Origin of the sequence: Cryptosporangium sp. NPDC048952, assembly GCF_043197895.1 — a bacterium.
GTDB lineage: Bacteria > Actinomycetota > Actinomycetes > Mycobacteriales > Cryptosporangiaceae > Cryptosporangium.
This window is the reverse complement of the sequence record NZ_JBICTY010000003.1, coordinates 251,742-276,437: the sequence shown is the minus strand read 5'-3', so window position 1 is coordinate 276,437 and position 24,696 is coordinate 251,742. Positions and strand designations below refer to the sequence as shown.

The following is a 24,696-nucleotide window of genomic DNA, read 5'->3' as shown; positions in this document are numbered from 1 at the left end:
GTACTACTACCGCGCGGCACGCTAAGCGGTTACCGCCGCTTTCAGGCAGGCACAGTTTTCAGGCGCTGGCTGATCACCTGGGTGATGCCGTCGCCGCGCATGCTGACGCCGTACAGTGCGTCAGCGATCTCCATCGTGCGCTTCTGGTGCGTGATGATGATCAGCTGGCTGGACTCCTGCAGCTGCTCCAGGAGCGTGATCAGACGCCCGAGGTTGGTGTCGTCCAGCGCCGCCTCGACCTCGTCCATGACGTAGAACGGCGAGGGCCGCGCCCGGAAGATCGCCACCAGCAGCGCCACCGCAGTCAGCGACCGCTCCCCACCCGACAGCAGCGACAACCGCTTGACCTTCTTGCCCGGCGGCCGCGCCTCCACCTCGATGCCGGTGGTCAGCAGATCGTCCGGGTCGGTGAGGAAGATCCGCCCCTCCCCGCCGGGGAACAGCGTGCGGAACACGATCTCGAACTCGCGCTGGGTGTCCTCGAACGCGCTCTTGAACACCTCGAGGATGCGGTCGTCGACCTCCTTGACGACCACCAGCAGGTCGCGCCGGGTGTCCTTCAGGTCCTCGAGCTGCGTCGAGAGGAACTTGAACCGCTCCTCCAGCGCCGCGAACTCCTCCAGCGCCAATGGGTTGACCTTGCCCAGCAGCTGCAGGTCGCGCTCGGCCTTCGCGGCCCGCTTCTCCTGCGTGGGCCGGTGGTACGGCAGCGCGGGCGGCGCCGGTTCGCCGTTCTTCTCCGCCTCGGCGATCTCCGCCTGCGTCGGCGGTACGGGCATCTGCGGCCCGTACTCGGTGGTCAGCGTCTCGACGTCGATCGCGAAGTCGTCGGAGGCCTTCGACTCGAGCCGTTCGATGCGCATCCGCTGTTCGGCGCGGGCGACCTCGTCGCGGTGCATCGCGTCGGTGAGCCGGTCCATCTCGCCGGCCAGCTCGCGGACCCGGGCGCGGACGCCGGTGAGCTCCGCCTCGCGTGCGACGCGGGCCTCGGCGACGGCGTCGCGTTCGTCGGCGGCCGCGATCAGCGACGTTTCGATGCGGGTCAGCGCCAGGCGGGCACCGGACGAGACCGCCCGCGCCACCGCGGCTCCGCGGGCGCGGGCGAGGCGGGCCGCTTCGGCGCGGGCCCGGGCCGCGCGCTCGGAGGCCGCTGCGCGCTCCAGTGACTCGGCGCGGCCGGCCAGCGAGCGCACCCGTTCCTCGGCGGTGCGGACGGCGAGCCGCACCTCCATCTCGTTCTGGCGGGCCTGGCTGGCGAGCGCGTTGAACTCGTCGCGCTCGTCGGTGGACGGCTCGTCGTCCAGCGGCGTCTCCTCGGCGGTTACGAGACGCTCCTCGAGCGCCGCGAGGCCCTCCAGGTCCTTGTCGCGGGCCTCCTCGGCGCGCTGGCGGCCCTGCGCGAGGCGGTCGGCCTCGCCGCGGGCCGAGCGGGCCGCTGCGGCGAGTTCGGCGATGCGGCGGGAAGCCTGGTGCCGGGCACCTTCGGCTTCCTTCTGCGCGGCGGCGACGACCCGCACGGTTTCCTTGCGGGTGTCGACCTCGGCGCGGGCTGCTTCGAGCTGCGCCCGGAGCCGTTCGCCGCGGCGTTCGGCCTCGGCGCGGCGGTCGCGGGCGTCGTCGACGGCGGCCTGGATCTCGAGCGTGCTCGGGGCCTTGGCAGCGCCACCGCCCGCTTCGGTCGTCCCGATGACGTCGCCCTCGGGGGTGATCGCCCGGATGCTCGGTTCGCGGGACACCAGCGCGCGAGCGGCGTCGACCGAAGGCACGAACGCGACCTGGTGCAACGCGCGCCGGACGGCCGGCCGCAGATCGTCCCCGACCTTCACCAGGTCGACCGCCCACCGAACCCCGTCCGGCACATTCGGCCACGGCCCATCGGCGCCGTCGCCGGGCCCGTAGGCCGACCCGCCCCCGTCGGCTACGAAGAGGGTGGCTCGGCCCGCGTCGGCGGAGCGGAGCCAGCTGATCGCGTCGGCGGCGGTGTCGATGGACGCCACCGCGACGGCGTCGGCCAGGCCGCCGAGCGCCGCGGCGAGCGCGGCCTCGTAGCCGGCCTCGACCGAGAGCAGCCCGGCGACGCTCCCGAGCAGCCCCGGCACCTGGTCGCCGGCGGCCAGCAACGCGCCGGCGCCGTCCTTTTGCGACAGGCCGAGCGCCAGCGCCTCCTGGCGCGCCTTCCACTCGGACGCCTCGCGCTCGGCGACCCGCTCGGTCTGGGTCAACTCACGGACCCGCGCCTCGGCCGCCTCGAGCTCCTCGCGGGCCGCGGCGTGCCGGGCGAACAGGTCGGTGTCGCCCTCGTCGAGACCTTCGGCGGCCTCCTGGGCGACCTCCAGCTCCCCCTGCGCCTCGTCGGCGCGGGCACGGGCCTCACCCAGCGACGCGGAGAGCCGGGCGATCTCGTCCTCGGCGGCGGTGGCGCGGGTACGCAGCGCGTTGACCTGACCGGTGAGCCGCGCCAGACCTTCGCGACGGTCGGCCACGGCTTTCATAGCGGCCACGTGGGCGCGCTCGGCGTCGTAGGCGCGCCGCTCGTATTCGGCACGCGCCTCGGTGGCCTCGGCCAGCCGGTCCTGATCGGCCTCGAGCGCCTCGGTCAGCGCCTCGTGCTGCTCACGGACCACAGCGGCCTCGCGCTCGAGGGCTTCCGGGTCACGGCTGGGGCGACTGTCCTCCGTCTCGGCGGAGAGGTAGCGCAGCCGCTCGTCGGCGAGTTGCGCCAGACCGCGCAGACGTTCCTGCAGCGCGGAAAGCCGGTACCAGGTGTCCTGGGCCTTTGCCAGCACCGGAGCGTCGGCCGCCATCTCGGTGTCCAGCTGGGCTTCGCGGGCCCGGGACGCCTCGAGCTCGGTGTCGACCTGTGCCCGGCGGGTGCGGATCGCGGCCTCGTCGGCGACGTCCTGCTCCAGCGCGGTACGCAGCGTCACCAGATCGTCGGCGAGCAGGCGGAGACGCGAATCGCGCAGCGCCGACTGAACGCCGGCCGCACGGCGGGCCACTTCGGCCTGTCGCCCCAGCGGCTTGAGCTGGCGACGCAACTCAGTCGTGAGGTCCGTGAGCCGCGTGAGGTTCGCCTGCATGGCGTCGAGTTTGCGAAGCGCTTTTTCTTTGCGCTTGCGGTGCTTCAGGACACCGGCGGCTTCCTCGATGAACCCGCGGCGGTCCTCCGGGCGCGACTGCAGAACGCTGTCGAGTTGGCCCTGGCCGACGATGACGTGCATCTCGCGCCCGATACCCGAATCCGACAGGAGTTCTTGGATATCGAGAAGACGGCACGGATCACCGTTGATCTCGTACTCGGAGTCTCCGGTACGGAACAACCGCCGAGTGATCGAAACCTCGGCGTACTCGATCGGCAACGCACCATCGTGGTTGTCGATCGTCAGAGTTACTTCCGCGCGACCGAGCGGTGCACGTCCCGCCGTTCCGGCGAAGATGACGTCTTCCATCTTGCCGCCGCGCAGCGCCTTGGCGCCCTGCTCACCCAGAACCCACGAAATGCCGTCGACGACGTTCGACTTGCCCGACCCGTTGGGCCCCACGACGCAGGTGATGCCCGGTTCGAACCGCAGTGTTGTCGACGACGCGAAGGACTTGAAGCCCCTCAGCGTGAGGCTCTTCAGATGCACGGGACTCTGCCTGGGTGGGGGAAGGTGTCATCAGACCATACCTTCCCCACCAGCAACGATCCGCGCAGACGGGGCCGTGTCGGAGCGGGCCGGTGCGGCGGCCCGGTCATCGACCCGGGTGCCTCAGACGGGCTGGTGCTCCAGCTCAGCCACCCGGCTCAGCTCCGAATCGCGGTCGGAAAGTTCGGCCACGAGCCGGTCGTTCTCGGCGCGGAGTCGAGCCACCTCGAACTCCAACGTCCGTACCGTCCCGCGCAGCCGTACTACCTCGTCGCGCAGTCGACCGTCAGCAACGTTGCCGACGTGGCCGAAGAGGGCCTTCGCCATTGGTGTCTCCTCGTATGGGCGTTCGAACGCCGTGTTTATGGTGACCCGCAGACGCGCGAAACACCGACCCCTGGCGCGATACCTGCCCGAACGTTCAGGCAGGGGCATCGCAGGGCCGGTGCGTGAAGGGCGGCCGTTAACCCCTGGTCACGCAGTCCACCGAAATGGTCCGCAAACAGCTTACGGGGTCAGGCGTCCAAGGTCACGCCAGGCGTGGGGATGGGCTCCGCCACATTCGCCCATACCCACGTCAGCGCTCGCGAAAACCCGACAGTCCGCCCTTCGCACGACTGAACCGCTCAGTGACGTGATCGACATGTCCCGGAGTGCCTTCTCCGCGCAGGAGATTGAGGAGTGCATCACAGTGCTCCTCGGGGCCCTCGGCGACCACCTCGACCCGCCCGTCCGACGAGTTCCTCGCCCAGCCGACCAGACCGAGCTCCAGCGCGCGGCTCCGCGTCCACCATCGGAAACCGACGCCCTGGACCCGCCCACGAACCCAGGCGGTCAGTCGAACCGGATCCGGCGACGGTGCGTCTAGGGGTTGACGAGCTTCCCTAGGGGTCACTTGACGAGGTACGCCACCCTCGGCGGGTTCACCCTGGTTCACGGCTGCCAACTGTAACCGCGCATTAAACCGACCTTGTGGTTGCGGCGTGGGTCTGGTGTGGCGGTCTCACGCGTTCCTAATGTTGCCGCCGATGGAGCACCAACGGAGCAGTTACCGACCCCGCCACCGGCAGGCCGACAAAGTCGGTCCGGCCCCGTGGCGATCCGCCGGGGGACGCGGCAGGACGCGTCAGCGTGCCGGGTTCAGCACCCGGAGCGTTCTGACCCTCGTGGTGCTCGCGTCGGTCGCCGTAGGAGCGTGGCTCCCCTTCTATCTCGGGCGCGCCGGCGCCGACACGCTGGAGACCGCGAGCGGTGCTCCGGTTTCGGTCGACACGACGGAGAGTGAACCCGTCGAGGCCGCGAGCACCGAGGCGGGTTCGTCCAGCGGTGAGACCGCGAGCCGTTCGAAGCGGCCCGCCGCGGCGGCCCCCGACGCGAAGTCCGAGTCGCCGTTACCGGCCAGCGAAGAACCCGAGTCGGAGGCGCCGAGCAGCGAAGCGTCCGACTCGACCGAAGCCGAGGACGGCGGCGAGGAAGCCCCGTCGACGCTCTCGGCGGCGAACGAGACCGAAGAGGTCGTCGCGCTGGTCAACAGCGCCCGCGCCCAGGCCGGGTGCGACCCGGTGCACGCCGACGCGAAGCTCACGTCGGCAGCGCTGCTGCACAGCCAGGACATGATCGCCCGCGGATACTTCTCCCACAACACGCCGGACGGCGCTTCTCCGTGGGACCGGGCCAAGGAATCCGGCTACGAGGTTCCGACCGGTGAGAACATCGCGCAGGGCCAGAAGACGGCCGAAGCCGTGATGGACGCCTGGATGAACAGCGAGGGCCACCGCGCGAACATCCTCAACTGCTCGTCGAAGGCCATCGGCATCGGCCGCGCCATCGACTCCGGCGGCACCGTGTACTGGACTCAGATGTTCGGCGCGGAGTGAGCGGCCCGCTCAGAACGGCGCTGCCAGGCGAGCGCGAACCCTGGAGTATTCAGTTATACGCGGCGGCTTCGCGCTCGACTGGCAGCGCCGCCCTGAGCGGGCTCCAGGTTCATACCTACTGCGCTCCGCGCATTGATCTGCCGAGCATGGCGGTGATCCGATTCTGGAGCTCCCTCGGGCTGAAGGGCTTCAGGATGTAGTCGTCGGCGCCGACGTCGAAGCCGGCCTCGACATCGGACTCCTGGCCGCGGGCAGTGAGCAGGATGACCGGGACGCTGCTGGTCATCGGTTCGGCGCGGAGTTCACGGCACACGTCCAGCCCGGACATCCCGGGCATCGAAACGTCGAGGACGACGATGTCCGGCACCGAACGCCGGGCCTCGGTGAGCGCGGTGGCACCGTCGGTCGCCGTGATCAGCTCGTGCCCGGCCGCGCTGAGCTTGAAGGCGACCAGGTCGAGGATGTCACGGTCGTCGTCCGCGATCAGGATCGTGCTCATGCGGGCATTTTCGCACGTAATGCGACATATACCCCGATTACCACCGCGCGCGGCGAGGCTTCGGCTGGCACTTCGGGCAGCTGTACGACGACCGGTTCATGAACGCGTCCCGGCGGATCGCCGTCCCGCACCGCGGACACGGCCGGTCCTCCTGCCCGTACGCGGCCAGCGACCGGTCGAAGTAACCACTTTCCCCGTTGACGTTCACGTACAGCGCGTCGAACGAGGTACCGCCCTGCACCAGCGCCTCGCGCATGACGTCCTGCGCGCCGCTGAGCAGCCGCTGGACCTGCGGGGTGGTCAGGGTCTCGGTCGGGCGCGCGTAGTGCAGCTGCGCCCGCCACAGCGCCTCGTCCGCGTAGATGTTCCCCACGCCGGAGATCAACGTCTGGTCCAACAGCGCTCGTTTGACGCCGGTCCGCTTGCGTCGTAGCGCGGTCGCGAACGCGGTCGCGTCGAACAGCGGGTCGAGCGGATCACGGGCGATGTGCGCGATGCTCGGCGGCACGTTCTCCCGGTCGCTGCCGGGCGCGGGCAACGGCTCGACCGACAGACCACCGAACGTGCGCTGATCGACGAAACGCAGCTCGCGTTCGTAGCCGGCGAACCGCAGCCGCACCCGCAGATGCGTCTCGTCCGGTGACTCGGCGGGCTGCACCAGCAGCTGGCCGCTCATGCCGAGGTGGCCGATCAGGGCGTCGCCGCCGTCGGTGGGCAACCAGAGGTACTTGCCGCGCCGGTGGGCGGCGAGCAGCCTCCGGCCGGTCAGTACCTCGGCGAAGTGCAGCGGGCCGGCGGTGTGCCGACGGATCGCGCGGGGGTTGTACACCTCGACCGACTCGATCGGACGGTCGAGCACCCACCGTTCCAGCCCACCGCGAACGACCTCGACCTCGGGAAGTTCAGGCATCTTTGGTGTCTGCTGCACCCGGGTCGACGATCTTCGGCGTCACCGCGCTCGCCGGCGAGGCCGCGCCCGGGGTCGCACCGGCGTCGATCCGGTTGCGCAGCGTGCGCCAGGCCAGCTCCGCGGCCTTCTGCTCCGCTTCCTTCTTGCTGCGGCCCTCGCCGCTACCCAGCTCCTCGCCGCCGACGACAGCGGTGGCGGTGAACGTCTTCGCGTGGTCCGGACCCGCCTCGGTGACGCGGTACTCCGGCACACCGAACGCGTTGCTGGCGGTCAACTCCTGCAGGCTGGTCTTCCAGTCCAACCCGGCACCGCGCTGGGCGACGTCCAGCATCAGATCGTCGAACAAGCGGTGGATGACCTTGGCCGCGGTCTCCAGACCGTGCTCCAGGTAGACCGAGCCGAGCAGCGCCTCCAGCGTGTCCGCCAGGATGCTCGCCTTGTTCCGGCCGCCGGTGGCCTCCTCGCCCTTGCCGAGCAGGAGATGCGCGCCGAGCCCACCCGGGCCAAGGTCGCGGGCGACACCCGCGAGCGCGCGCATGTTCACCACGGAGGCGCGCAGCTTCGCCAGCTGCCCCTCGGGCAGGTCCGGATAGCTCAGGTACAGCGACGACGTGATGACCAGGCCGAGGACGGCGTCGCCGAGGAACTCCAGCCGCTCGTTGGTCGGCAGTCCGCCGTTCTCGTACGCGTACGACCGATGGGTCAGCGCGCGGGTGAGCAGGTCCGCGTCCAGATCGACGCCGATCGCTTCCTCCAGCAGCGCTGCGGGGGGTCGCTCCCTCATCGCCGTGCCTTCTCTCCGGGGGCCGCGACAACGGCGGCCATTCGTGCCTGCAAGCGGTTGTGTGCCTGGCCGACGGGGGCCGGCGCGGCCTCGATGGGGACCCCGTCGTCGTAGTCCGTGACCGGATCCGAGTTCTCGAGCATCGCGCGGAGCACTGCCAGGTGGTTCTCGCGAACCGCGGCGGCTGCCAATGCGATGCAGTCGGCGACGTCGGCAGGCGACGCCGCACCGTGCCCGATGACGACGGTTCCCGCGACGCCCAAGAGTGTGGCGGCGCGGCGGGAAGGCCCGCGCTGCTCGGCCGCGGGGACCGCGCCCGCGAGCGCCAACGACCCTTCCAGCGTCTTGAGCACCACGTTGCCGGTGAAGCCGTCGGTGACGACGACGTCGGCGCGGCCGCCGAGCGGCACGTCGTACCCCTCGACCAGACCGATGTAGTTCAGGCCGCTCCCGGTCAGGCCACGATCGGCCCTCTTGCGGAGCGGATCGCCCTTGCCGGGCTCGGTACCGATCGACAGCAGCCCCACCCGGGGCCGGTCGAGGCCGAGGACCGTCCGCGCGAACGCGGAGCCGAGACGCCCGTGCCGGACCAGATCGGCGTCGGACGCACCGGCGTGCGCGCCGACGTCGACGAGAACGACCGGATGCGCGAGCGCGGGCAGCACCGCGGCCAGCGCCGGGCGACGAAACCCGGACAGCTTGCCCAGTTCGGTGACGGCAGCGGCCACGACGGCGCCGGTGGAGCCGACGCTGACCACCGCCTCGGCAGCACCGTGCCGGACCGCTTCGACCGCCAGCCGCACCGAAGTGCGGCTGGTGCGGACGGCGCGGACCGGAGCGTCCGCCATCCCGACGCTCTCGTCGGTGGGCAGCAACGTCACCCGATCGGCGACGGCTGCCCACCGGGGGCGCAACCCGACCGGCCCCGCGAGAACCAGGTGGAGCTCTGGATCCGTGGAAAGCGCGGCGAGTGCACCGTTGACGACAGCGTCGGGAGCACGATCGCCCCCGAGGAGGTCCAGCGCGACCCGGACCGGACGCACGACAGCAGCCCGGGCGTACGTCGCCGCGGCGTCCGGAGACGCCGCGGCGGAGACGTGCGCCGGGTTACCGGCTGTGCGTCTCCTCGGGCTCAGACCGCGACGACCTGACGGCCGTTGTAGTAGCCGCAGTTCGAGCACGCCGCGTGCGGCAGCTTCGGCGACCGGCAACGGTCGCAGGGCTGCGTGTTGACCACGGTGGTCTTCCACTGGGCGCGGCGCGAGCGGGTGTTGCTGCGCGACATCTTCCGCTTCGGAACGGCCACGGCTCTAGCTCCTGAATTCTTCGATGGGTTACTTCGGCTGGCTGCCGTTGCCCGGGTCCTGCAGCGACTGCAGCGCGGCCCACCGGGGGTCAGCTACGTCGTGCGAGTGCTCGGGCGGCAGATCGTCCCAGTGCACCCCGCAGTCGGGGCACAGGCCGGGGCAATCGTCGCGGCACAGCGGGTTGGTCGGCAGTGCGAGCACCACCGCGTCCCGCAGCGCCGGCTCCAGGTCGAGAAAATCTCCCTGCAACCGGCTGACCTCGTCCTCGTCGGTCGTTTCGTCCGTTTCGCTGTCCGGGTAGGCGTACAGCTCCTGGATGTCCACGTCGACGGTGTCCTGGAACGGTTCGAGGCAGCGACCGCACTCCCCCTCGAGCGGAACCGAGACGGTGGTGGAGACGAGAACGCCTTCCAGTACCGACTCGAGCCTGATGTCGAGATCGAGCGTGGCCCCTACCGGGACCCGGACCAGGTCCAACGCGAGATCTTCCGGCACGGGGACGGGGCGGCGTAGGCGCTTCATCGATCCTGGCCGGCGACCGACCTCGCGTGTATCGAACACGAGGGGCTTCCGGTGGTCGAGGCGCTCCTGCGTCTTCCTGTTCTCGGGCATGATGATCTTTCGGCGCTGGTGAGGCCGTCGGGGAACTCTACCTGAGTACGACGGCCAGAATCGAATCGGGCTCGGCTGAAGGCCCGACGTACAAGCGTACTGCTTCTGGTTCAGAACGGGAGCGGGCGCTCCTCAGCGGTGGTGTCGAAGCCGCCGATCTCGGAGAGGGCGCGCATCTTGTCACGGCCCCGCTCCACCGTCGCCAGGGTGCGGTTGAGCATCTGTTCGAAGTTGGCGAGCGTGGTGTCGACGTACTCCTCCACCTCGTCACGCAGGCGCTGCGCCTCCGCGCGGGCCTCCCCGACGATACGCGCGGCCTCGTGTTCGGCGGAGACCGTGACCTCCGCCACCGACACCAGCCGCTGGTGTTCGACCTCACCCTCGCCGACGATGCGGTCGGCCTCCCGCTGGCCGGCCGCGATCACCTTGTCGCGCTCGTCCAGCAACGCCTGCGCGCGCCGGATCTCGGTCGGGAGGTCGGCGCGGAGCTCGTCGAGCATCCCGAGCAGTTCGTTGCGATTGACGATCGCGTTCGACGACATGGGCATCGAGCGCGCGGACTCCACGAACGCACTGATCTCGTCGATTCTGTCGAGTGGGTCCACAACACGGCTCCGGTTCGGTAGCTCGAAGGTGTCGTCATCCTGCCGCTTCCGGCATACCCCGGCGACCTCGGAGGCATGTCGTGGCCTTTAGGGCTGAGTATCGAGCCGATCGACCAGACGACGTCGTACCGCTTCCGGTACGTGTGCGGACACGTCGCCACCGTACTTGGCGACCTCTTTGATCAGGCTGGAAGACAGGAACGAGAACAACGGGTTGGTAGCCATGAACAGGGTTTCCACACCTGCCAAGCCGTGGTTCATCTGGGCCTGCTGCAGTTCGTAGTCGAAGTCGCTGACCGCTCGCAGGCCCTTGACGACGACCGGGATGTCGTTGGCCTTGCAGTAGTCGACGAGCAGGCCGCTGAACGTGTCCACGCGGACGTTGCCGTAGGAGGCGGTCACCTCCTCGAGCAACTCGATGCGCTCGTCCACCGTGAACAGACCGGCCTTGCGCGGATTGATCAGAACCGCCGCCACGACCTCGTCGTAGAGGCGACTCGCCCGTCCGATGATGTCGAGATGACCATTCGTCACCGGGTCGAAAGATCCAGGACACACAGCGCGTCTCACGAACGGCGACCGTACCAAAGCGTTCCCTCGCCGTAACGGCGCTCACGCACCGCGACCAGTGGTTTCGACCACACCCAGGCCTCGTCGCGGGTGGCGCGCTCGACGATGACCAGCGCGTCTGAACCGAGCCAACCAGAGGTTTCGAGATCGGTGAGCACGCTGGTCAGCGCCGCTGCGGACAGCGCATAGGGCGGATCCGCGAAAACCAGGTCGAATTGGCGCGTAGCGGGTGCAGCGGCGAACCGCTCGACCGGGCCGGACCAGATCTCCGCACCGGGCAGTTTCAGCGCCGCGGCGTTCGCGCGGAGCGTCCGCACGGCCTTCGGATCGGACTCGACGAGCACCGCGTGGGCGGCTCCCCGCGACAGCGCCTCGAACCCGACCGCGCCGGATCCGGCGTACAGGTCGAGGACCGCGGCGCCCTCCAGCCCGAGCGCCGCCTGCACCGCGCTGAACATCGCCTCCCGCGCCCGGTCCGACGTCGGCCGGGTACCCCGCCCCGGCGGGACGTCGATCCGACGCCCCCCGGCCGCGCCCGCCACGATCCGGGTCATGACGGCGCCTCCCTACGGTCGGCGCCGTCATGACCCGAGGCGGACTCTGCTCGCCGGACCTCGCGCAAGCGCTCGGTCATGTCTTCTCGAGGTAGTCGGCTGCGTCGGGGTCGACCAGGGCGTCGACGGCCGCGGCGAGGCCCGGGTGGGCGCGCAGCTCCGGGTCCTCGCTGACCAGCGTGGTGGCCTCGGTGCGGGCGTCCTTGATCACGTCCTCGTCCTGGATCAGCGAGAGCAGCTTGAGCCGCGAGCGGCGTCCGGACTGCGCGACGCCGAGGACATCGCCTTCCCGGCGCTGTTCGAGGTCGAGCTGGGCCAGCTCGAAACCGTCGGTGGTGCTCGCCACCGCGTCCAGGCGCTCGCGGGCCTTCGTACCGGCCGGGGCGTCGGTGACCAGGAGGCACAGCCCGGCCGCGCTCCCCCGGCCGACGCGTCCGCGCAGCTGGTGCAGCTGGCTGACGCCGAAACGGTCGGCGTCCATGATCACCATCGCGGTGGAGTTCGGGACGTCGACGCCGACCTCGATGACGGTGGTGGCCACCAGGACGTCGAGCCGGTGCGCGGCGAAATCGCTCATCACCGCGTCCTTCTCGTCGGGCGGCAGCTTGCCGTGCAGGATGCCGATCCGCAGATCGGTCAGCGGACCCTCGGCGAGCTTCGGCGCCACTTCGAGCACCGCGAGCGGCGGCCGCTTCGCGGTTCCCTCGTCCTCGGGCGGCGGCTCGAGGTTCGGGTCGTCGGCGCCGTCGAGCTCGTCTTCCTCCTCGGCCGTCGCCTCCCCGATGCGCGGGCAGACGATGTACGCCTGGTGGCCGGCCGCGACCTCCTCGTTCACCCGCTGCCAGGCGCGCGCCAGCCATCCCGGCTTCTCCGCGACCGGCACCACCGAGGTGGCGATCGGCGACCGACCGCTGGGCAGCTGGGTGAGCGCCGAAGTCTCCAGGTCACCGAAGACCGTCATCGCGACCGTGCGCGGGATCGGTGTCGCGGTCATGACCAGCACGTGCGGTGGCGTCTCGCCGCCCTTGGCGCGCAGCGCGTCCCGCTGCTCGACGCCGAACCGGTGCTGCTCGTCGACGACGACCAGACCGAGGTCGGCGAACTCGACGCCCTCGGAGAGCAGCGCGTGCGTGCCGACGACGATCCCGGCGGAGCCGTCGGCGGCCTCCGCGAGCGCGGCCCGGCGGGGGGCCGCGGCCAGCGAACCGGTGAGCAGCGCCACCCGGGTGGCGGTCTCGGCGGCGTCGAGCTCGCCGGCGCGGGCCATCGGGCCGAGCATCGCCCTGATCGAGCGGGCGTGCTGCGCGGCCAGCACCTCGGTGGGCGCGAGCAGGGCGGCCTGGCCTCCGGAATCGACGATCTGGAGCATCGCCCGGATCGCCACGACCGTCTTCCCGGAGCCGACCTCGCCCTGGAGCAGCCGGTGCATGGGGTGTTCGGCGGCCAGGTCGTCGGCGATCTCGTCGCCGATGCGGGCCTGGCCCTCGGTGAGTGCGAACGGCAGCGCGGCGTCGAACGCCTCGAGCAGACCACCGAGGCGCGGGGGCCGGGCCGTGGCCGGACGCGCGGCGGCGGCCAGGCGGCGCTGGGCCAGTGTGGCCTGCAACCCGAACGCTTCATCCCACTTGAGGCGGTACTTCGCCCGGTAGAGGTCTTCCTTGGACGCCGGTTGGTGGATCGCGCGCAACGCGCCGTCCAGGTCGGGCAGGTGACGCCGGCGCCGGATGGCCTCCGGCATCGGGTCGTCGACGTCGGCGAGGATGTCGAGCGTGGCGCGGACCGCGCGGGCGATCGTCCAGGTGGGCACGTTCGCCGCGGCCGGGTAGACCGGTATCAGCGCGTTGGCGAACTCGGCCAGCACGTCGCTGCCCTGGCTGTCGGCGAGTTCGCCGGGCTCGGCGAGGAGCTGGTAGTCGGGCTGGTTGAGCTGCAGCTTGTCGCGGAACTGGCCGACCTTGCCGGAGAACAGGCCCCAGCGGCCGATCGTCAGCTGGCGTTCGCGCCAGGCCTGGTTGAAGAACGTCAGCTGCAGGTAACGGCGGCCGTCGGTGACGGTGACCTCGAGCATCTTGCTGCGGGGTTTCTGGCGCATCGGGCGCACGGTGATCTTGTCGATCTTGGCGGCCACCGTGACGTGCTCGCCGATCTCGAGGGCACCCAGGTCGGAGACCTCACCGCGTTCGGCGTACCGGCGGGGGTAGTGGTGCAGCAGGTCGCCGACCGTGTGCAGGTCGAGCTTCTCGATCAGCGCCTTCGCGGTCTTGTCTCCGACCGCGTCGCGCAACGGCGAAGCGAGGGTGGGCTGCACCGAGGGGTCACCTCTCCGGCTGTCGGTCGCCCCGGGCGACGGACGGGCCCGGGCGCTCAACTCCTACCACCCTCCTACGACAAATCCACCCCGCGGGGCGCGGGGTGGATGTGGGCGCCCGGGTGGGGGCGCGGGCTACTCGACGCCGATCAGCAGGGCGGAGCGGGGCTGGCCACCATCCAGGAGATGCACCTCGCAGAACGGCCAGCGGGTGTGCAGGTGGGCGTTCAGCGCGTCGCCGAGCCCGGGGGGTGCTTCGGCGCCGGTTACCAGCGTGACCAGCTCGCCGCCGGCGTTGAGGAGGCGATCCAGCAGGTCGCGTGCCACGCCGGCCACGTCCGCACCGATCGCCACGACGTCGCCGTCGACCAGCGCGAGAACGTCACCGACGTCGCACGGACCGACGACCGTCAGCCCCGCCCGATCGGCGACCACCACCTCCGCCGACCGGGTCGCGGCCGCCGCCTCCGCCATCGCGACGACGTCGTCCCGGAACGGCCGACCGGCGGCGGCCACCGCCAGCGCCGCGATGCCCTGCACCGGCGAGCGGGTGTGCAGCACCGAAACGGTCCGCCCCGGACCGGCCGCCCTCGCGGCGGCCGCAGCCGCGGCGGCGTGCGCCCCGTCGTTCGGCAGCAGCACCACCTCGGACGCCCCGGTGCGCTCCACCGTGTCCACCAGCGCGTCGACGTCCGCCACGGGCACCGCCCCGGCCGCCGCGAACAACTGCGCGAGCCCCGCACCGGGGACGATCGCCACCACGACCCGGTCGTACGCTGGACTCGAAGGTTGGACGGTTTTGTCCGGATCGACCATCAGCGGCGTGACGACGACCCGGTGCGGGCGCCCGGCGAGCAGCCCGGCCTCCAGCGCGGCCCCGATGTCGTCGGCGTGCACGTGCACGGTCCAGACCCCGGCCCGGGGGTCCGCGCAGGCCACGACCACCGAATCCCCCACCGCGGCCAGCCGCGACCGCAGGCCCGCGATCAGCACGTCGGCGTCACCGGCCACGTCCAGGAGGTACTGGACCTCCCACCCCTCCTGCTTCCCGGTGACCGGCAGTGGCCCGTGGGCGGGCGGGCTCGAGTAGTCGATCGCCGCACCCCGCACCACCGCGTCCAGCACGTCGAGCATCACGACCAGGCCGCGCCCACCGGCGTCGACCACGTCGGGCAGGCCGAGCGCCGCGAGTTGCGCGGGGGTGTCCTCCAGCGCGAGCCGGGCCGCGCGCAGCGCGGCGGAACTGACAGCGGCGAGGTCGTCGGAGTCAGCGGCCACCGCGCCCCGCGCGGCGGCACCCGCCACCGACAGCACCGTGCCCTCGACCGGCTCGACGACCGCCGCGTACCCGGCGGCGACCGCCGCCTCCAGCGCCGCCGCGAGCGCGCGTCCCCGCACCGGTGTGCCGACCGGCAGCGCGTCGGCGGCACCGGCCAGCAGCTGCGACAGGATCATCCCGGAGTTGCCCCGTGCGCCCAGCAGGGCTCCCCGCGCCATCGCGCCCCACACGTCCCGTGCGGTGTCGCCGTCCAGCGTCTCGACGGCGGCCTGGAGGGTCAGGACGAGGTTCGTGCCGGTGTCGGAGTCGGCCACCGGGAAGACGTTGAGGGCGTCGATCTCCTGGCGGTTGCGGCGCAGCGCCGCCAGCGTGCCGATGCACCAGCGCCGCACCGAGTCGGCGTCGAGGCGGTCGCGCACGCAGCACCCTCCGGGGTTGGTCTCGCCTTCGTATGGTGGCCCATCAGGGCAGCCGGACCCCCGGCGACCCCGGCCGGTTTGGCGCCGCTCAACCGAGTAGGTAGGCTGTTCCGGTGTCCCGCGATTTCGCGGGCGTATCCCCGTGCTCACCGCAGCGCGGCGGCATCGTGACCATCTAGTGCAGGAGTGTTTCCGTGGCGAGCGTGTGCGACGTCTGTGGCAAGGGGCCGGGCTTCGGCATGTCGGTCTCGCACTCCCACCGGCGCACCCACCGCCGGTGGAACCCGAACATCCAGACCGTTCGGGTCCCGGCGGGTGGCGGCACGACCGTGCGCAAGCAGGTCTGCACCTCCTGCATCAAGGCCGGCAAGGTCGTCCGGGGCTGACGCCCCGACGCACCCAGCTGTACCGATGACGCGTGGCCCAGTGGGCCGCGCGTCATCGTCGTGTCAGGTCCTTCTCCAGGTGGATCGAGCCGTCCGCGTCGGCGTACAGCCCGAACGGCGCCGTCGGCACGTATCCCGCTGCCCCGTACAGCGCCGTCGCTTCCGGCTGCTGGTCCCCGGACTCCAGGATCATCCGCGCGTACCCCGCGGCCGCCGCCGACTGCTCCAACTCGGCCAGGAGTAACCGCGCGACGCCGCGACGCCGGGCCGCGCCCGAGACGAACATGCGCTTGACCTCCGCGGTGCGCCCCGGATCGGCGGCGTCGTCGCGCCAGCCACCGCAGCCGACCGGCTCGTCACCGAGCCAGGCGACGACGAACCGCCCTCGCGGGGGCGCGAACTCGGCGGGATCGACCGGCGTCTCGTCGGGGCCGCCGTAACGCACCCGGTACTCGTCCTGGAGCGCGGCGATCAGCGGAATGGCTTCGGGTGAGTCGTACGCGGACGGTCGCAGTGCGACCCCAGTGGCAGCAGAAGTCACGTCCTCCACGGTGCCACAGTCAGCTCGCGCGGGCCTCCGTCGCGGCGGTACGGCTCCGCGGCGACCAGAGGCCGGGTCCGCGCCGACGGCGGTGCGCACCGGTACCGCGTCGGTACGCTGCCGATTCCTCCAGCTGCCCGGTCTCGACGTCCTCGTCAGGCTGCTCGACGTCGTCGATCACGATCTCTTCGGACACGGACGCGACGACGACCTCAGCGGTGGGCAGCTCCGAGGAGTCCGGCGCAGCCGGTGCCATCATGAACGCCGGACGTTCGATCGACGCGGCCATCTGCGGGTCGTGCACGGCCAGCAGCTTCCGGCACTGCAGTGCGGTCGGGCGCCGGCTCGGGTCGAGCGCGGTCATCGAGCGGATCAGCCGTCCCAGCGGCGCGGGCGTGTGATCGGGAACCACCGGCTCGCGGTGCAGCCGGGCCATCGCGGCCTCCAGCTGCCCACCCGGGTACTCACGCTTGCCGGTGAGGCACTCCAGCAGCACCAGGCCGAGGGCGTACACGTCGCAGGGTGGCCCGACCCGTCCGCCCTGTACCTGCTCGGGCGCCAGGTACGGAGCTGTTCCGACCACCACGCCCGAGCAGTCGGTCTCCTCCGCGCCGGTGGGATGGGAGATGCCGAAATCCGCGAGGAACACCGAGCCCTCGTCGGCACAGAGGACGTTGGACGGCTTCACGTCACGGTGGACGATGCCCCGGGCGTGCACGTGGTGCAGGACGTCGGAGAGCACCGCACCCACCCGGACGACGTCCCGCGGCGGCAACGCACCGGCCGCGATGCGGCGACCCAGCGTGCGGCCTTCCACCAGCTGCATGACCAGGTACTCGCGGTCGTCGTGCCAGCCGACGTCGTAGAGCGCGACGAGTCCGGTGTGGTTCAGCGCGGCCAGCAAGCGGGCTTCGTCACCGCATCGCCGGTCGGAGTGGGCGCCGGCGCGGGTGCGGAACATCTTCACCGCGACCGAGCGGCCGAGCCGGAGATCCTTCGCCCGGTAGACGTCCGAGGCTCCACCGCCGCCGAGACGCTCTTCGATTTCGTACCGCCCGTCGAGGACGAGTGGGGGGTCGGAAACAAGAGAGGTCTCGGTCGCCTTCACAAATCCGCCCTGCCCCTCGTCACTACGTCGACCCGCTGGAGGTATCGGCTCGCTGGAGGCGGGTTAGCCTCCGAACGGGTGGACGAAACGCCGGAACCGGCGCACGCCGCCCTGAAGCCGCTACGGCCATTCGGCCCAAATCACCCATCGGCGACCATAGCGGTTGCCTGAGACGAAGCTCACCCTGGGGTCAGCGGAAGTGGTCGAATCCCTGGTCATCGCTGGGTTGCCCGTTGACGTAGACGCCGCGACCCCGCACCACCCGGCCGAGCGTCAGCCACGGCTCAGGAATTTCGATTCCAGCCGGAAAAGTTGCGAGCAATGCGTGGTCCTCGCCCCCATCCAGGAGCCAACGCACCGGATCGACACCCAACGCAGCGGCCGCGTCACGCATCTGCGGGGTCACCTCGAGCACGTCGGTGGTGATCTCGATCGAGACGCCGCTGGCGACGGCGATCGACCGCAGATCCGCGACGAGGCCGTCGGACACGTCGGTCATCGCCGTGGCGCCCAGCCCGGCGGCGACCGGACCGGCCGCGTAGGGCACCGACGGGAAGCGGTGGGCGTCGACGAGGGCCCTGGGCGTCCGGAAACCGCGCGAGAGCACCGCCAGCCCGGCGGCCGACCAGCCGACCCGTCCGGCGATCGCCACGACGTCACCCGGCTTCGCCCCGGCGCGGGTGACCGGCTCGCGGCCCCCCATCGATCCCAGCGCGGTCACCGCGATCGTGATGCCGTGTTCGGAGCGCACCAGGTCACCACCGATCACACCGGCGCCGACCGGCTCGCACTCCGCACGCAGGCCGTCGTAGAACGCCTCCACCCAGCTCAGTTCGGTGTCAGCGGGCAGCGCGAGCGCGATCAGCAGCGCGGTGCCCACGCCGCCCATCGCGGCGACGTCGGCGAGGTTCTGCGCGGCCGCCTTCCGGCCGATGTCACTTGGGCTCGACCAGTCCTGCCGGAAGTGGCGGCCCTCGACCAGCATGTCGGTAGTGGCGACCACGCGACCGCCCTGGACGGTCAGCAGCGCCGCGTCGTCGCCGGGCCCCACCACCGTGTCCCGACTCTGCGGCAGCCGCGGGAACACCCGCTCCAGCAGACCGAGCTCCCCGATGTCCGACACCGTCACGCCGCTCTCTCCTCCCCTGCCCCCGCTCTGAGCTGCCACGGCCTGCGGTAGCGTGCATCCGTCCTACCATCCGTCGTTCCGGTACGGACGGTGTCGAATGGCGTTACAGGGAGCGTGTCCGTGGTCCAGGCATACATCCTCATCCAGACCGAGGTCGGCAAGGCCCGGGATGTTGCCGCTACGGTCAGCGACCTTCCCGGCGTCGTCCAGGTCGACGCGGTGACCGGTCCGTACGACGTCATCGTGCTCACCCAGGCCGAGACCGTCGACGAGCTCGGCTCGCTGGTAGTCAGCAAGGTGCAGAGCGTCACGGGCATCACCCGGACGCTGACCTGCTCGGTCGTCCACCTCTGACCGTGCCCACAGTGCCCACGGAAACCATGACCCCCGAGCCGCGAGCGGCGACCAGGACCGAGCGCATCCGCGCCTCGATCACCGCGACGCTGGTGGCGGTCCCGCTCGCGGTACTGGTCGGCCTCGGCTGGTTCTGGTGGGCCGGCGGGTTCGCCGACGACGATCCGAAGGCCCCGGAGACCGGACCGGTCGCCGTCGACCTGTCGGTCAACAACAAGCCGTCGACGATCGACGCCAAGACCGAGACCGTCTGCCGTGCGCTGCTGGCGAACCTGCCGGTGACGCTCGACGAGCACGACAGCCGGCCGGTGGAGCCGCCGTCCGCGTCCGAGCGCGCGGCGGCCTGGGGTGACCCGGCGATCGTGCTGCGCTGCGGCGTCGGCCCGCCCGCGACCACGGCCGGCAGCACCGGTCAGGTGCTCGCCGTCGACGGGGTGTCCTGGCTGGTCACCGAAGGCGACGAGGTGACGTTCCTGCGAGCGCTCAACCTGAGCACCGCGGTGGACGTGCGGCTTCCGGCGCCCTACAACGTCGGACGCCCCGGCTCGCTGCTGCGGCCGCTGTCGAAGCCGATCCTCGACTCGGTGCCGGCCGCGGGCTGACGCCGGAAGCGGCGCCCGCCGGTCGGCGGGCGCCCGGCGGTCAGCGCAGACCGGAGCCACGGGCGACCGCGGTGCGCACCAACCGCCCGACCAGCTCGTCGAAAGGCAGCCCGGTGGCCGCCCACATGCGGGGGAACATCGAGATCGGGGTGAAGCCCGGCATCGTGTTGACCTCGTTGACGACCAACCCGCCGTCGGGCGTCACGAAGAAGTCGACGCGGGCCAGGCCGGCGCAGCCCAGCGCGGTGAACGCCCGGCCGGCCGCCTCGCGCAGCCGCTCGGAGACGCCCTCGGGAAGAACAGCGGGGATGTCGAACTCGCACGCGTCGTCGAGGTACTTGGCCTCGAAGTCGTACCAGTCGTGGTCGGGGCTGACCAGGCGGATCTCCGCCGGCAGCGACGCCTCCGGCGCGCCGCCGTGCTCACCTTCCAGCACGCCGCACTCGACCTCGCGGCCCACGACGGCGGCCTCGACCAGCACCTTCGGGTCGACGGCACGGGCCATCTCCACGGCCTGGTCGAACTGCGACCAGTCGGTGACGCGGGTGATGCCGATGCTCGACCCGGCACGCGCCGGCTTCACGAACACCGGCAGACCGAGGTGCTCGCGCTGCTCGAACGACAGCGTCGCGCCGTCCCGCAGCACCACGTAGTCACCGACCGCGAGCCCCTCGGCCGCGAGCAGCTTCTTCGTGTACTCCTTGTCCATCGCCGCGGCCGAGGCGAACACCCCCGACCCGACGTAGGGCAGCCCCGCCATCTCGAGCAGGCCCTGGATCGTGCCGTCCTCGCCGTAGGGGCCGTGCAGCACCGGGAAGACGACGTCCACACCTTCCAGCGCGCCCACGCCCTCGGCCGGTGACGAGACCACCAGTCCGCCGCGGGTCGGGTCGCCAGGCAGGACCACCTCGGTGCCGTCCTTGACCGTCGGCAGCTCACGGCCGACGGCACGCAGCAGCGCCGGGTCGTCGGGCGCGAGGACCCAGCGCCCTTCCGCCGTGATGCCCACCGGGATCACGTCGAACTCGTCCCGGTCGAGGCCCGCCAGCACGGCGCCCCCGCTGACACAGGAGATGGCGTGCTCGGTGCTGCGTCCGCCGAAGATCACGGCGACGCGGAGTCTCTTCGACCCGGGGGTGGGATCGCTCGTCACGGGCCAGACCCTACATCCGGCCCTACACCCCCCGCCCGCCCGCCCTGAAGTCGGAATTCAGTCCTCCTGGCCTACCCCGCGTTATCCGCCGAGGGCGGCGGTGAGGTCCGCCACCAGGTCCTCGGGATCTTCGATTCCACAAGAGATCCGGACAAACCCTTCCGGAACGACGTCGCCGCCCCACTGCGCCCGTCGGTCGATACCCGTGCGCACGTCCCCGAAGCTCGTCACCGCCGACGCCAGGCGTGACATCGACAGCATCCGCTGGACGAACGCCGCGTCCGGGAGCACCGCGGACAGCACGCCGCCGAACCGGCGCATCTGCTTGCTGGCCACGGGGTAGGCGGGGTCGTTCGGCAGCCCGGGGTAGCGCACGGAGATCACCTCGGGGCGGGTCGTCAGGAACGACGCCACCGCCAGCGCGTTCGCCGCCTGCCGTTCCAAGCGCAGATCCAGCGTCGCCAGCGACCGCAGCGCCAGCCAGGCCTCGAACGGACCAGGAATCGCACCCGTCCAGGTGCGCCACTGACGCACGGTCGCGGCCAGGGCCTCGTCCCGGGTGCTGACGTGGCCGATCAGCAGGTCACCGTGCCCGGAGAGCGCCTTGGTGTCGCTGGCCACGACGAAGTCGGCACCGAGGTCGAGCGGACGCTGACCCAGTGGCGTCGCCGTGGTGTTGTCGACCGCGACGAGCGCACCCGCCGCGTGGGCCTCGGCGCAGACGGCGGCGAGGTCGCACACGTCCATGCCGGGGTTGCTGGGCGTCTCCAGCAGCACCAACTTCGCGCCCTCGAGGTCGTACGGGCCCGTGGTCGGCGCCTCACGCACGGTGACGCCGAACGCGGCCAACCGGTCGGCGGCCAGCGGACGGGTCGCGTAGTAGCCGTCGGACGGGATCACGACCGTGTCGCCGGCCTTCAGCGTTCCGAACAGGACCGCCGAGATCGCCGCCATCCCCGAGGAGAACGACGTGACGTAGACCCCGCCACCCTCCAGCTCACCCAGCGCCCGCTCGAGGTCACGGAAGGTGGGGTTGTCGGTGCGGCCGTAGGAGTCGGAGGCGCCCGGCAGGTGGAACACCGACGAGAGCACGGGGCCCGGTCGGTGCGGCTCGCCGGGAACCGGGGGTCGCTCCCCCGCGTGCGACGCGGTGGTGCCGTCGCCGGTCACGAGCGGTGCTCCGGCTTCGGCTCCCGCCGCATCAGGTACTTCATCGCGACGCTCGGCGCGATGCCCTCGTGGCACACCTGCACGACCTGCTCGGTGATCGGCATCTCGATGCCCGCGACGGCGGCGAGCTCGAGGATCGACAGGCACGACTTCACGCCCTCGGCGGTCTGCCGGATGTGCGCGATCGCCTGCTCGAGCGTCTCGCCCCGGCCCAGCCGCTCGCCGAACGTCCGGTTCCGCGACAGCGGCGACGTGCACGTGGCGACCAGGTCACCGATGCCGGCCAGCCCCGCGAACGTCATCGGGTCGGCGCCCAGCGCCACGCCCAGCCGCGCGGTCTCGGCCAGGCCCCGCGTCATCAGTGAGGCTTTGGTGTTGTCGCCGAAGCCCATGCCCTCGGCCATGCCGCAAGCCAGCGCGATCACGTTCTTGACCGCCCCGCCCAGCTCGACGCCCACGACGTCGGTGTTCGTGTAGACCCGCAGGTAGGACGTGGTGGAAGCACGCTGCAGGAGCTCGGCCCGCGCCGGGTCGGTGGCGGCGACCACGGTGGCGGCCGGCTGCTCGGACGCGATCTCCTTGGCCAGGTTCGGCCCCGACACGACCGCGACCCGGTCGGCCGGGACACCGGTGACCTCGACGATCACCTCGGTCATCCGCTTGTGCGTGCCGAGCTCGACGCCCTTCGCGAGGCTGACCAGCGTTGCGTCGCCGCCCAGCGCGTCGGCCCACCGCTCCAGGTTCGCGCGCATCGTCTGCGACGGCACCGCGAGGATCACCAGGTCGGCGCCGTCGAGCGCCCGGTCGTGGTCGGCGGTGGCGCTCAACCGGTCGGGCAGGCGGACGCCCGGCAGGTAGTCGCCGTTCTCGCGCCGGGCGTTGATCGCCTCGGCCAGCTCGGGGCGGCGAGCCCAGAGCACGACCTCGCACCCCGCGTCGGCCAGCACCTTGGCGTACGCCGTGCCCCACGAACCCGCACCCAGTACCGCGGCGCGCACGGTGTCAGAACCACTCACGACGCCAGCCCTCGCGGTTTCTCGTCGGACACGTGGAGCGGGCCGGTCGGCGCCGGCTCGCCGCGGAGTTCGGCCAGGTCGTCGCGCAGCCGCCGCATGATCACGTCGGTCATCTCTTTGAGGACCACGCCGGTGGGCGGCGAACCGACGAAGGCAGACAGATCGATGGGCGCCCCCGCCGACACCGTGACCGGCGTGCGCGGACGCAGGCGCACCTTGCCGGTGCGGTAGTCGTGCAGGTTGTGCGCACCCCACTGCACGATCGGGATCACCGGCGCACCGGTGTCGAGGAACAGCCGGGCGGCTCCGGTTTTGCCCTGCATGGGCCAGAGATCGGGGTCGCGGGTAACGGTGCCCTCCGGGTAGATGAGCGGGGCTTCCCCCGCGCGGATACGGGCCGCGGCGGTGCGTAGCGCGTCCCCCGCGGTGCGGGTGGCCCGGTGGACCGGAATCTGACCGGACGACCGCAGCACGGTGCCGACCAGCGGAACGGAGAACAAGCTCGACTTCACCAGCACCCGCATCTCGCGGGGACGGTCGTAGAGGAAGTGCGCGATGACGAGCGGATCCGCCATCGAGGTGTGGTTCGCGACGAAGATCGCCGGCCCGCTGACGGGAACGTTCTCCCATCCGCGCCAGGTCCGCTTGGTGAAAACGTTCAACAGCGGACGCAGGATGAACTCTGCGAACCGAAGCCAGAATCCCCGGCGCACCGCGGTGCCGCCTCCTCGCCGTACGGGGGTCCGGCGGGCCCCAACCTGCAGGAAACCTCACCCTACGCCGCTGGGTGGAAGAAACGCGCTTGAACAGTGTGAGGATAGAGACGTGACGGGATGGTCGATCGTTACGCCGGTCAAGCGGCTGGGGCAGGCGAAGAGCCGGCTGCGCGCGACGCTGCCCGCGTCCGCCGCGCTGTTCACCTACACCGCCAGCGGTCCGGATCCGCTGGGTGCGCTCGACCCGCCGGACGAGCCCGACGACTGGCACGCCGACGTCGCCCTCGCGATGGCCCTGGACACCGTCGCGGCCGTGCTGGCCACGCCGGCCGTCGACCGCGTCGTGGTGGTGACCGACGACCGCGTCGCGGTCGCGGCGCTGAGCGCGCTCGGAGCGGTCTGCGTTCCCGACGCGCCGCGCTCGGGTCTCAACCCCGCGCTGCGGCACGGTGCGGCGATGGCTGCCCTGCTCAGCGGCGCGGACGGGCGCGGCGGCCGCGGTACGGCCACGCTGGGTGCGGACCTTCCCGCCTTGAAAAGCACACAGCTCGACGTCGTGCTGCGTGCCGTCGAGCGGCTGGGTGCCCGCGGGTTCGTGCCCGACGTCGCCGGGACCGGCACCACGCTGCTCGCCGCGCCCCGGGGCGTGCCGCTGGAGCCCGACTACGGACCGGGGTCGGCGCTGCTGCACGCCCGCGGCGGCGCGGTGGACCTGGCGGCAACCGGGGAGGTCGGGATTTCGCTCCGGCAGGACGTGGACACCGCGACCGACCTCGACGCGGCCCGATCGCTCGGGCTCGGGCCGCGGACGGCCGCGCTCTTCGATCCGATGCGCTGCGCCTGCTGAATTCCGCAGGCCGGGGCCTAGAGTGAACTGCGTGACGAGCGTCCAGGGCACCGTGAGGCTCTTTGCTCCGGAGACGCACGAGGGCAGCGTCCTGCTCGACGACGGCAGCGACGTCCCGTTCGACGCGGCAGCGTTCGCCGCCGGTGGGCTCCGGTTGTTGCGGCCCGGTCAGCGCGTCCGGCTGGAACGGGACGCGTCGGGCGCGGTCTCGCTGGTAACGATCGTCACGTTCACCAGCCTCGGCTGACTCACGTTCGCACGTTGTGCATGTGACGTCAGATCAGGATTTCTGGACAGGAACTACCCGACGGCGGGAAGGAT

General features: G+C 71.4%; 27 protein-coding genes. 6 read left to right on the top strand and 21 right to left on the bottom strand.

The window, feature by feature from the left end; all coding sequences use genetic code 11:
• Positions 1 to 41: 41 nt before the first annotated feature.
• From smc to ACGFY5_RS17315, 3 genes are all read right to left on the bottom strand, one after another.
• A complete protein-coding gene (gene smc / locus ACGFY5_RS17325) occupies positions 42 to 3,629 on the bottom strand; it encodes a chromosome segregation protein SMC (protein WP_392720915.1) in 3,588 nt (1,195 codons plus the stop codon).
• Positions 3,630 to 3,752: 123 nt separating this feature from the next.
• Entirely contained in the window at positions 3,753 to 3,956 is a 204-nt protein-coding gene (locus ACGFY5_RS17320; protein WP_035857136.1) for a hypothetical protein, read from the bottom strand.
• A gap of 250 nt (positions 3,957 to 4,206) precedes the next feature.
• A complete protein-coding gene (locus tag ACGFY5_RS17315) occupies positions 4,207 to 4,524 on the bottom strand; it encodes an acylphosphatase (protein ID WP_392720913.1) in 318 nt (105 codons plus the stop codon).
• A 133-nt stretch (positions 4,525 to 4,657) separates the two neighbouring features.
• Between ACGFY5_RS17315 and ACGFY5_RS17310 the strand changes: the two genes are divergently transcribed.
• Positions 4,658 to 5,506, top strand: coding sequence for a CAP domain-containing protein (locus tag ACGFY5_RS17310; protein ID WP_392720912.1), 849 nt, complete (start codon positions 4,658 to 4,660; stop codon positions 5,504 to 5,506).
• A gap of 115 nt (positions 5,507 to 5,621) precedes the next feature.
• Here the strand turns inward: ACGFY5_RS17310 and ACGFY5_RS17305 are convergent, their stop codons facing one another.
• From ACGFY5_RS17305 to ACGFY5_RS17255, 11 genes are all read right to left on the bottom strand, one after another.
• Positions 5,622 to 6,005 (bottom strand): response regulator transcription factor, encoded by a 384-nt coding sequence (locus ACGFY5_RS17305; protein ID WP_392720911.1) that lies wholly within the window; start codon positions 6,003 to 6,005, stop codon positions 5,622 to 5,624.
• 37 nt (positions 6,006 to 6,042) lie between these two features.
• Positions 6,043 to 6,915 carry a bifunctional DNA-formamidopyrimidine glycosylase/DNA-(apurinic or apyrimidinic site) lyase gene (mutM, locus tag ACGFY5_RS17300; protein WP_392720909.1) on the bottom strand — a complete coding sequence of 291 codons (873 nt, stop codon included), beginning with the start codon at positions 6,913 to 6,915 and terminating at the stop codon, positions 6,043 to 6,045.
• Positions 6,908 to 7,699, bottom strand: coding sequence for a ribonuclease III (rnc, locus tag ACGFY5_RS17295; RefSeq protein ID WP_392720907.1), 792 nt, complete (start codon positions 7,697 to 7,699; stop codon positions 6,908 to 6,910). The genes mutM and rnc overlap by 8 nt, the downstream gene beginning before the upstream one ends.
• Positions 7,696 to 8,742, bottom strand: a complete 1,047-nt coding sequence (locus ACGFY5_RS17290; RefSeq protein ID WP_392720905.1) for a phosphate acyltransferase PlsX — start codon at positions 8,740 to 8,742, stop codon at positions 7,696 to 7,698. Before ACGFY5_RS17290 ends, rnc begins: the two co-directional genes overlap by 4 nt.
• Positions 8,743 to 8,831: 89 nt before the next feature.
• Entirely contained in the window at positions 8,832 to 9,005 is a 174-nt protein-coding gene (rpmF, locus tag ACGFY5_RS17285; RefSeq protein WP_035857142.1) for a 50S ribosomal protein L32, read from the bottom strand.
• 28 nt (positions 9,006 to 9,033) lie between these two features.
• On the bottom strand, positions 9,034 to 9,618 hold the full coding sequence (locus ACGFY5_RS17280) for a YceD family protein (RefSeq protein WP_392720903.1): 585 nt from the start codon (positions 9,616 to 9,618) through the stop codon (positions 9,034 to 9,036).
• A gap of 110 nt (positions 9,619 to 9,728) precedes the next feature.
• The gene (locus ACGFY5_RS17275; protein ID WP_344654125.1) at positions 9,729 to 10,223 is read right to left on the bottom strand and encodes a hypothetical protein; all 495 of its coding nucleotides are present in this window, start codon (positions 10,221 to 10,223) and stop codon (positions 9,729 to 9,731) included.
• 87 nt (positions 10,224 to 10,310) lie between these two features.
• On the bottom strand, positions 10,311 to 10,793 hold the full coding sequence (coaD, locus tag ACGFY5_RS17270) for a pantetheine-phosphate adenylyltransferase (protein WP_392720901.1): 483 nt from the start codon (positions 10,791 to 10,793) through the stop codon (positions 10,311 to 10,313).
• Positions 10,790 to 11,347: a 16S rRNA (guanine(966)-N(2))-methyltransferase RsmD gene (gene rsmD / locus ACGFY5_RS17265; RefSeq protein ID WP_392720899.1), complete on the bottom strand. Its 558-nt coding sequence runs from the start codon at positions 11,345 to 11,347 to the stop codon at positions 10,790 to 10,792. Before rsmD ends, coaD begins: the two co-directional genes overlap by 4 nt.
• A gap of 76 nt (positions 11,348 to 11,423) precedes the next feature.
• Entirely contained in the window at positions 11,424 to 13,655 is a 2,232-nt protein-coding gene (recG, locus tag ACGFY5_RS17260) for an ATP-dependent DNA helicase RecG (RefSeq protein WP_392720897.1), read from the bottom strand.
• A 135-nt stretch (positions 13,656 to 13,790) separates the two neighbouring features.
• Positions 13,791 to 15,353, bottom strand: coding sequence for a DAK2 domain-containing protein (locus tag ACGFY5_RS17255; protein WP_392720895.1), 1,563 nt, complete (start codon positions 15,351 to 15,353; stop codon positions 13,791 to 13,793).
• 194 nt (positions 15,354 to 15,547) lie between these two features.
• On the opposite strand from ACGFY5_RS17255, the gene rpmB reads away from it, so the two are divergent.
• Positions 15,548 to 15,739, top strand: a complete 192-nt coding sequence (gene rpmB / locus ACGFY5_RS17250) for a 50S ribosomal protein L28 (RefSeq protein WP_035857150.1) — start codon at positions 15,548 to 15,550, stop codon at positions 15,737 to 15,739.
• A gap of 52 nt (positions 15,740 to 15,791) precedes the next feature.
• On the opposite strand, the gene ACGFY5_RS17245 is transcribed toward rpmB, so the two are convergent.
• From ACGFY5_RS17245 to ACGFY5_RS17235, 3 genes are all read right to left on the bottom strand, one after another.
• Positions 15,792 to 16,280, bottom strand: coding sequence for a GNAT family N-acetyltransferase (locus ACGFY5_RS17245; RefSeq protein ID WP_392720893.1), 489 nt, complete (start codon positions 16,278 to 16,280; stop codon positions 15,792 to 15,794).
• A 19-nt stretch (positions 16,281 to 16,299) separates the two neighbouring features.
• Positions 16,300 to 17,388 carry a serine/threonine-protein kinase gene (locus tag ACGFY5_RS17240; protein ID WP_392720890.1) on the bottom strand — a complete coding sequence of 363 codons (1,089 nt, stop codon included), beginning with the start codon at positions 17,386 to 17,388 and terminating at the stop codon, positions 16,300 to 16,302.
• Positions 17,389 to 17,578: 190 nt separating this feature from the next.
• Entirely contained in the window at positions 17,579 to 18,517 is a 939-nt protein-coding gene (locus ACGFY5_RS17235) for a thiamine-phosphate kinase (protein WP_392720888.1), read from the bottom strand.
• Between the two features lie 120 nt (positions 18,518 to 18,637).
• Here ACGFY5_RS17235 and ACGFY5_RS17230 point away from each other — a divergent pair, with 120 nt between their 5' ends.
• Together ACGFY5_RS17230 and ACGFY5_RS17225 are read left to right on the top strand one after the other, a co-directional pair.
• Positions 18,638 to 18,871, top strand: a complete 234-nt coding sequence (locus ACGFY5_RS17230; protein WP_035868703.1) for an Lrp/AsnC family transcriptional regulator — start codon at positions 18,638 to 18,640, stop codon at positions 18,869 to 18,871.
• A gap of 11 nt (positions 18,872 to 18,882) precedes the next feature.
• On the top strand, positions 18,883 to 19,473 hold the full coding sequence (locus ACGFY5_RS17225; protein WP_392720886.1) for a DUF3515 family protein: 591 nt from the start codon (positions 18,883 to 18,885) through the stop codon (positions 19,471 to 19,473).
• A gap of 40 nt (positions 19,474 to 19,513) precedes the next feature.
• Here the strand turns inward: ACGFY5_RS17225 and ACGFY5_RS17220 are convergent, their stop codons facing one another.
• The 4 genes from ACGFY5_RS17220 to ACGFY5_RS17205 all read right to left on the bottom strand — a co-directional run bounded on the left by ACGFY5_RS17220 (position 19,514) and on the right by ACGFY5_RS17205 (position 23,525).
• A complete protein-coding gene (locus ACGFY5_RS17220; protein ID WP_392720884.1) occupies positions 19,514 to 20,626 on the bottom strand; it encodes a D-alanine--D-alanine ligase family protein in 1,113 nt (370 codons plus the stop codon).
• 81 nt (positions 20,627 to 20,707) lie between these two features.
• Positions 20,708 to 21,796: a cystathionine gamma-lyase gene (locus ACGFY5_RS17215; RefSeq protein WP_392720881.1), complete on the bottom strand. Its 1,089-nt coding sequence runs from the start codon at positions 21,794 to 21,796 to the stop codon at positions 20,708 to 20,710.
• The gene (locus ACGFY5_RS17210; protein WP_392720880.1) at positions 21,793 to 22,812 is read right to left on the bottom strand and encodes an NAD(P)H-dependent glycerol-3-phosphate dehydrogenase; all 1,020 of its coding nucleotides are present in this window, start codon (positions 22,810 to 22,812) and stop codon (positions 21,793 to 21,795) included. Before ACGFY5_RS17210 ends, ACGFY5_RS17215 begins: the two co-directional genes overlap by 4 nt.
• Positions 22,809 to 23,525, bottom strand: coding sequence for a lysophospholipid acyltransferase family protein (locus ACGFY5_RS17205; RefSeq protein WP_392720879.1), 717 nt, complete (start codon positions 23,523 to 23,525; stop codon positions 22,809 to 22,811). Before ACGFY5_RS17205 ends, ACGFY5_RS17210 begins: the two co-directional genes overlap by 4 nt.
• A gap of 112 nt (positions 23,526 to 23,637) precedes the next feature.
• Between ACGFY5_RS17205 and ACGFY5_RS17200 the strand changes: the two genes are divergently transcribed.
• Both ACGFY5_RS17200 and ACGFY5_RS17195 read left to right on the top strand, forming a co-directional pair.
• Positions 23,638 to 24,375, top strand: a complete 738-nt coding sequence (locus ACGFY5_RS17200) for a 2-phospho-L-lactate guanylyltransferase (protein ID WP_392720877.1) — start codon at positions 23,638 to 23,640, stop codon at positions 24,373 to 24,375.
• A gap of 31 nt (positions 24,376 to 24,406) precedes the next feature.
• Complete coding sequence (locus ACGFY5_RS17195; RefSeq protein ID WP_392720875.1) at positions 24,407 to 24,622, top strand: hypothetical protein; 216 nt, start codon at positions 24,407 to 24,409, stop codon at positions 24,620 to 24,622.
• The last annotated feature ends 74 nt before the right edge of the window (positions 24,623 to 24,696 follow it).

Bases quoted from the DNA above. Each gene is read 5' to 3' on its own strand.
- ACGFY5_RS17305 (WP_392720911.1), bottom strand. From the start codon at position 6,005: ATGAGCACGATCCTGATCGCGGACGACGACCGTGACATCCTCGACCTG.
- ACGFY5_RS17310 (WP_392720912.1), top strand. From the start codon at position 4,658: ATGGAGCACCAACGGAGCAGTTACCGACCCCGCCACCGGCAGGCCGAC.
- ACGFY5_RS17280 (WP_392720903.1), bottom strand. From the start codon at position 9,618: ATGCCCGAGAACAGGAAGACGCAGGAGCGCCTCGACCACCGGAAGCCC.
- rsmD (WP_392720899.1), bottom strand. From the start codon at position 11,347: ATGACCCGGATCGTGGCGGGCGCGGCCGGGGGGCGTCGGATCGACGTC.
- mutM (WP_392720909.1), bottom strand. From the start codon at position 6,915: ATGCCTGAACTTCCCGAGGTCGAGGTCGTTCGCGGTGGGCTGGAACGG.
- rnc (WP_392720907.1), bottom strand. From the start codon at position 7,699: ATGAGGGAGCGACCCCCCGCAGCGCTGCTGGAGGAAGCGATCGGCGTC.
- ACGFY5_RS17320 (WP_035857136.1), bottom strand. From the start codon at position 3,956: ATGGCGAAGGCCCTCTTCGGCCACGTCGGCAACGTTGCTGACGGTCGA.